Source organism: Mycobacterium sp. (assembly GCF_032162605.1).
In the GTDB taxonomy this organism is placed as follows: domain Bacteria; phylum Actinomycetota; class Actinomycetes; order Mycobacteriales; family Mycobacteriaceae; genus Mycobacterium.
In genome coordinates, this window is the sequence record NZ_JAVROT010000281.1 from 1 (window position 1) to 5691 (window position 5691).

The window sequence follows — 5691 nt, forward strand, 5'->3', positions numbered from 1 at the left end:
TGTGGAAAGCCGTTGTCCTTCTGGCGTTCCAGCTCCTGGAGCACGCCGCGACCGCGCATGTGGCGCGGTGGCCCACCGGTGATCACCAGCACGCTGGTGGAGTCGCTGTACGCCGTGGCCAGGCCGAGCACGGTGTTCGAGGCGCCGGCACCGATAGACGTGACCGCGGCCATCGGCTTGCCGGCCACCCGGTAGTAGCCGTCCGCGAGGTGGACCGCGCTCTGTTCGTGGTACGTCTGGACGAACGGGATCTTGGACTCGTCCTCGTTGAACGCGTCCATCAAACCCCAGATGCCGTGGCCGGGAATGCCTGCCACGTACGGGACTCCGTACTCCTTGAGGATGCGGGCGACGACCTGTCCACCGTTGAGCCTTGGCATGTGAATGTCCTTTCTACCGACGACGAGTGCAGGACTGCCAGCGACGCCGCAAGCGCGGCCCGGCGCGGCCCAGTGAAGTGAACTCACCACGATTGTGGTCCTCACCACCCTGCACCAGTAGCCTCAACGTGAGAAAAAGGTGCCCCTGCGCCTGCACACAACGGGAGATAAATCGACATCTGGCGGCGCACCGCCTAAACATTGCGCACCGTGCAGGCGGTGCTGTAAAAATTGCACACTCCGTGTCTGGGCTGGGGGCTCGAGGCACGCCACGCTGGTGTGGAAGCGAGCGGGACGCGCCGTCGGCCTTCCCCGCTACCGCTGCGACGACGACTGAGGAGCTCGCTTCGTGTCCATCAGGTCGGTTGGCCCCTTCGCCAGGGTCACGATCCACCGCGGGGCGACGTCCCCTGGGGAGGCGATGTCCGCATGAGCGACGCTGCCCTCGCCGATGCAGGCTCCGAGCACATTGGCACGCCCGGCCCAACCCGTTCTGAGCACGATTCGCTCGGCAGCCGTGAGGTCCCCGAACCGGCGTACTACGGAGTACACACCGCACGCGCGCTCCAGAACTTCGCGATCTCGGGAATTGCGCTGCGCACATATCCCGAGTTCGTCAACGCCCTAGCCGCGGTGAAAGAAGCTGCTGCAGGCGCGAATCGGGAACTCGGTCTGCTCGATGACAAGCGTGCGCGCGCCATCGAGGCGGCATGCATCGAGATCCGTGACGGTCACTTGCACGATCAGTTCGTCGTCGACGTCATCCAAGGCGGCGCCGGAACGTCTACCAACATGAACGCCAACGAGGTGATCGCCAACCGAGCGTTGGAGACCCTCGGCGCACGCCGGGGGGACTACGACAGGCTGCATCCTCTAGAACACGTCAATCTCAGCCAGAGCACCAACGACGTCTATCCCACGGCGATAAAGGTTGCGCTCCAAGTGCACATCGCCACCTTGCACGCCACGATGTTGGAGGTTTCCGCCGCCTTCCTGGCCAAGGCCAACGAGTTCGGTCGCGTGCTGAAGATGGGCCGCACACAGCTGCAAGACGCCGTTCCGATGACCCTCGGCCAGGAATTCGGCACCTATGCCGTCATGGTCGCCGAGGACGCCGAGAGACTGCAGGAGGCTGCGCAACTGGTCGCGGAGATCAACCTGGGTGGCACGGCCATCGGCACCGGTCTGAACTCCCACCCCGCATATGCGCTGGTGGTGTGCGAGAGACTTCGGGCGATAACGGGATTCCCCGTAACGACCGCCCACGATCTGGTGGAGGCCACCCAGGACGTCGGCTCGTTCGTTCAGCTGTCCGGTGTCCTCAAACGCACCGCCCTCAAACTGTCGAAGATCTGCAATGATCTGCGGTTGTTGTCCTCGGGCCCCAGGTCGGGTTTCAACGAGATCAATCTCCCTGCCGTGCAGGCAGGTTCGAGCATCATGCCGGGCAAGGTCAATCCCGTCATCCCCGAAGTCGTCAACCAGGTGGCATTCGAGGTCGTGGGCAACGACGTTACGATCAGCATGGCTGCCGAAGCGGGCCAGCTCCAGCTCAATGCGTTCGAGCCAATCATCGCGCATTGCCTGTTTCAGTCGCTAACCCATCTCAACGCGGCGTGCAAGACGCTGATCGGCAACTGCGTAATGGGCATCACCGCCAACGAACAACGACTCTACGAGTCGGTCACCAACTCGATCGGCATCATCACCGCGTTGAATCCCTACATTGGGTACGCCGCATCCGCCCGCATCGCGAAGATGGCGCTGGGTACGGGCCGGGCGATACCTGATCTGGTCGTAGAAGAGGGCTTGCTTTCACGCGAGGAAGTAAGCCTCCTGCTCACCCCGGAAGCGTTGGTTCAGCCACGCGAACTCTTGCAACTCAGTGAGGCCATCGTCCGCTCGTTCGAGGGAGCAAATCCGTCATGACCAACGTTCTCCATCTCTATGGCGGCTGGCCCGGCCACAGCCCTTACAACATCGCTGATTGGACCCGAGAACTCGTCGCCGACTTGGACTTTCACGTCGAGGAATCGCAGGACACCTTCACCCTCGACCGTGACCTAACCGGGTACGACCTCATCATCCTCGGCTGGAACAACGCTCTGACGACGGAAGACCTCTCCGACTCACAAGAGGATCACCTCCTGGCAGCCGTGGAGGCTGGAACGGGAATCGCAGCGTGGCATGGTGCCGCCGCTGCGTTTCGGTCCAGCCTGCGCTACCACTTGATGCTCGGCGGAGACTTTCTGGCCCATCCGGCCGGCGAGGGATATCCGCATCCGTACGAGGTGACCATCGTCGACCACGAGCACGACGTGACGCGCGGCGTCTCAAGTTTCCCGGTGGCATCAGAGCAGTACTACATGAGCGTCGACCCGAACAACGTGGTGCTTGCCGAGACGACGTTCAACGGCGAGCACTTCGCCTGGCTGGACGGATTGAAGAGCCCGGTTGCTTGGGTTCGGCAGTGGGGGCGAGGCCGCGTCTTCTACCACTCGATCGGTCACGCCACCGCCGATCTCGCCGGCGATGACGTGCGTCGGCTCACCAAACAGGGGATCGCCTGGGCGGCCCGATCGTAGCCACGACCGCGACGAGGCGGAAACATCGATGACATTCGTTCCACTGCATGGTGTTTCGACCCTCAGAGCCGCAGGCGAATCCCGGCAGCGGCCCGGCGAAGCAGGCCAAAAGTCCGACCGTCGGGGCTTGTCGCCAGTACACTCAGAATGAGCAAGAAAAACCAACTAGCCTGCACATGACGGCAGCGAAGGCCCAGGTCACGTTATGTCGATGTCCATAGAAGTTGCGCTACAGCTGGAGGTCTTCACCCGCGTTCCACAAACCGTATATGCGGGACGACGCAATTTCGACCGCGCGGTGCGGTGGGTCCACCCCAGTGAGATTCCCGACATCGGCCAATTCCTCAGCGGAGGGGAGATGCTGCTCACCGCGGGTCTGGGCATCGGTCACAGCGTCGAGCGGCAGCGCCAGTACATCTACGACATCGACGATGCGCACGCCGCGGTGCTGATCGTGGAGTTGAGCGGGCGGGCGTTCGACATCATGCCGGAGGCGCTCATCGAAGCCGCTCGCGCGCGCGACTTTCCTCTGGTCGGCCTGGCGGGTGAACTGCCGTTCGTGGAGGTGTCAGCCCAGGTCCACGAGTCGATCATCGATCAGCGCGTCCTCGATCTCAGCGCGTACGAGCGACTCAACGGGACGTTCATGCAGCTCCTGCTCGCTGGCCGGGACCACGTGCACTTCACCGACGCGTTGGCCAAGGAAGTCAATCGGCCAGTGGTGTTGGAGGATTCGGCGCGTCAGGTGGTCGCGTACTCGGGAAGCTCGGAGATCGGCGACCTCGCGTTGCGAGACTGGGAAAGGCATTCGCGAATAGACCACGATGCGGCGTCCGCCAGTAGCGGCAACGCCAACGATGCCGACATCTGCACCCGCAAGGCGGTAGTCCTTCGCGGCGAGCGGTGGGGGTGGTTGCACGTACTGCACGGGGGTGACGCCATCGTCGGCACGGCGGCGTACGCCATCGACCGGGCCGCCGACGGTATCGCCATCGCTTTGCTCGGTGCCCGCGAGAGCGGCGCACGCTCGGCGCAACGACAGAACGCCCTGATCAGCCGGCTGTTGCTTGGCGACATCTCGGGTGATGCGTTCGTGAACCGCGCCTTGCGGATTGGCAGGGACCTGCGCGACCGCGCGTTGTTGGTGGTGTCGGTATGCCGCGAAGGTGCCACCAACACAGGCGAGGACGCCATGGAGGAATTGTGCCGCTCGCTGCAGGTGCCCGCGGTCGTCGCCGACCTCGGCGAACACACGTTGGTCATCATGGGTCTCTCCAGGACCAAGTCGGAAAAACAAGTCGTCGCAAGGCTGACCGCCCTTGACGTGCGTGCCGGACTCAGTCGCCCCGTCAGCGCTGGCCAGCTGCCGGCCGCAGTCGAGCAAGCGCGCAGCGCGGCGTCGGTGGCAATGGCTCGCCCCGACAAGGCGGTACACCGATTCGATGACCTAGGAGTCTTGCGTCTGCTGGCGTCGTTGGCTGGTGGGCCGGAATTGTCTCGCTACATCGAGGACGAATTGGGCCCTCTGCTCAAACATGACGCCAAGGCGACCAACCCGCTCCTGCCGACCCTGCGTACGTATCTATCCTGTGACGGAAACAAGTCGCAAGCCGCCCAGGCGCTATTCGTTCAACGGCGAACGCTGTACTACCGACTCGAGCGCATTGAGGCGTTGCTCGGACGCCCCTTGGATGACGCAGACAACCGTCAGGCGCTGGTGTTTGCGGTCCGCGGGCATGACCTGCTGCACCGCGAGGTGGCCAACTGACGTCCACGCGAAGTGGTTCACAGTCTGTGCACTATGACGGTGCGGAGTTCTCGCAATGGGTCTGTTGGAAGGGCGGTCGCCACCCCTAGCGTGGACTACAACCGTCTAAAGTTCCGGACGGGTGATCCTCTCAGCCTAGGGGAGCTCTTAAATGTCCACAGCTGCAACAGAACTGCACTCGCAAATCGTCACCGATCCACCCGAAGTCGTCGAAACCGACGTGGCCATCATAGGTTCCGGCATGGGGGGTGGGACGCTGGCCTACGGGCTGCGCGACGCCGGCGCGAACGTGCTGATCATCGAGCAGGGGGACTTCCTACCCATCGAGCGGGAGAACTGGTCGTTCGACGCCGTCCACACCAAGGGGCGTTACAAGAATTCCGCCCCATGGCTCGACGCCACCACGGGCAAGGAATTCGTTCCTGGCAACTACCACTACGTAGGAGGTTCCACCAAGCTCTACGGCGCCACCCTGCCGCGCTTCCGGGAATGCGACTTCGGCGATATCGAACACGTCGACGGCGTTTCGCCTGCGTGGCCGATCTCTTATTCGGACTTGGAGCCGTTCTACGGAGCGGCCGAAACCATGTACTGGGTGCACGCGAACAAGGACGAGGACCCCACCGATCCGTGGCGATCGACTGACTACCCCTTCGCCGGGTTGCGGCACGAAGGCGCGATGGCGAAGTTGGTCGACGCGGCCCGCAAGCAGGGCTTGCATCCGTTCGCCGCTCCGCAGGCCCTCGATCATCGACCAGGCGGTGGCTGCGTACTGTGCTACACCTGCGATTCGTTCGCGTGCATGGTCGATTCAAAGGGGGACGCCGACGTCGCCGCAGTTCGGCCTGCGCTGCGTGCCGAGTCGAAGAATGTGCGGCTATTGACCAACGCCGAGGTCACCCGGCTGGACACCGACCGCAGCGGCCGATCCGTGACTTCGGCCAGCATCACCCACCGC

The 5691-nt window shown here is 63.4% G+C and carries 5 protein-coding genes; 4 read left to right on the forward strand and 1 reads right to left on the reverse strand.

Features of this window, described 5'->3' with window-relative positions; all coding sequences use genetic code 11:
* On the reverse strand, positions 1-380 hold a 380-nt coding region (locus QOI01_RS16545), incomplete at its 3' end, for a thiamine pyrophosphate-binding protein (protein ID WP_526382738.1).
* Between the two features lie 429 nt (positions 381-809).
* Here QOI01_RS16545 and QOI01_RS16550 point away from each other — a divergent pair.
* The 4 genes from QOI01_RS16550 to QOI01_RS16565 all read left to right on the forward strand — a co-directional run.
* Positions 810-2309, forward strand: a complete 1500-nt coding sequence (locus QOI01_RS16550; RefSeq protein ID WP_526382740.1) for an aspartate ammonia-lyase — start codon at positions 810-812, stop codon at positions 2307-2309.
* Entirely contained in the window at positions 2306-2965 is a 660-nt protein-coding gene (locus QOI01_RS16555) for a ThuA domain-containing protein (RefSeq protein ID WP_526382742.1), read from the forward strand. The genes QOI01_RS16550 and QOI01_RS16555 overlap by 4 nt, the downstream gene beginning before the upstream one ends.
* Before the next feature lie 211 nt (positions 2966-3176).
* Positions 3177-4733 carry a PucR family transcriptional regulator gene (locus tag QOI01_RS16560; protein ID WP_526382744.1) on the forward strand — a complete coding sequence of 519 codons (1557 nt, stop codon included), beginning with the start codon at positions 3177-3179 and terminating at the stop codon, positions 4731-4733.
* 151 nt (positions 4734-4884) lie between these two features.
* Positions 4885-5691: FAD-dependent oxidoreductase (locus tag QOI01_RS16565; RefSeq protein ID WP_526382746.1), on the forward strand; the 807-nt coding region annotated here is incomplete at its 3' end.

Bases quoted from the DNA above. Each gene is read 5' to 3' on its own strand.
- QOI01_RS16550 (WP_526382740.1), top strand. From the start codon at position 810: ATGAGCGACGCTGCCCTCGCCGATGCAGGCTCCGAGCACATTGGCACG.
- QOI01_RS16555 (WP_526382742.1), top strand. From the start codon at position 2,306: ATGACCAACGTTCTCCATCTCTATGGCGGCTGGCCCGGCCACAGCCCT.
- QOI01_RS16560 (WP_526382744.1), top strand. From the start codon at position 3,177: ATGTCCATAGAAGTTGCGCTACAGCTGGAGGTCTTCACCCGCGTTCCA.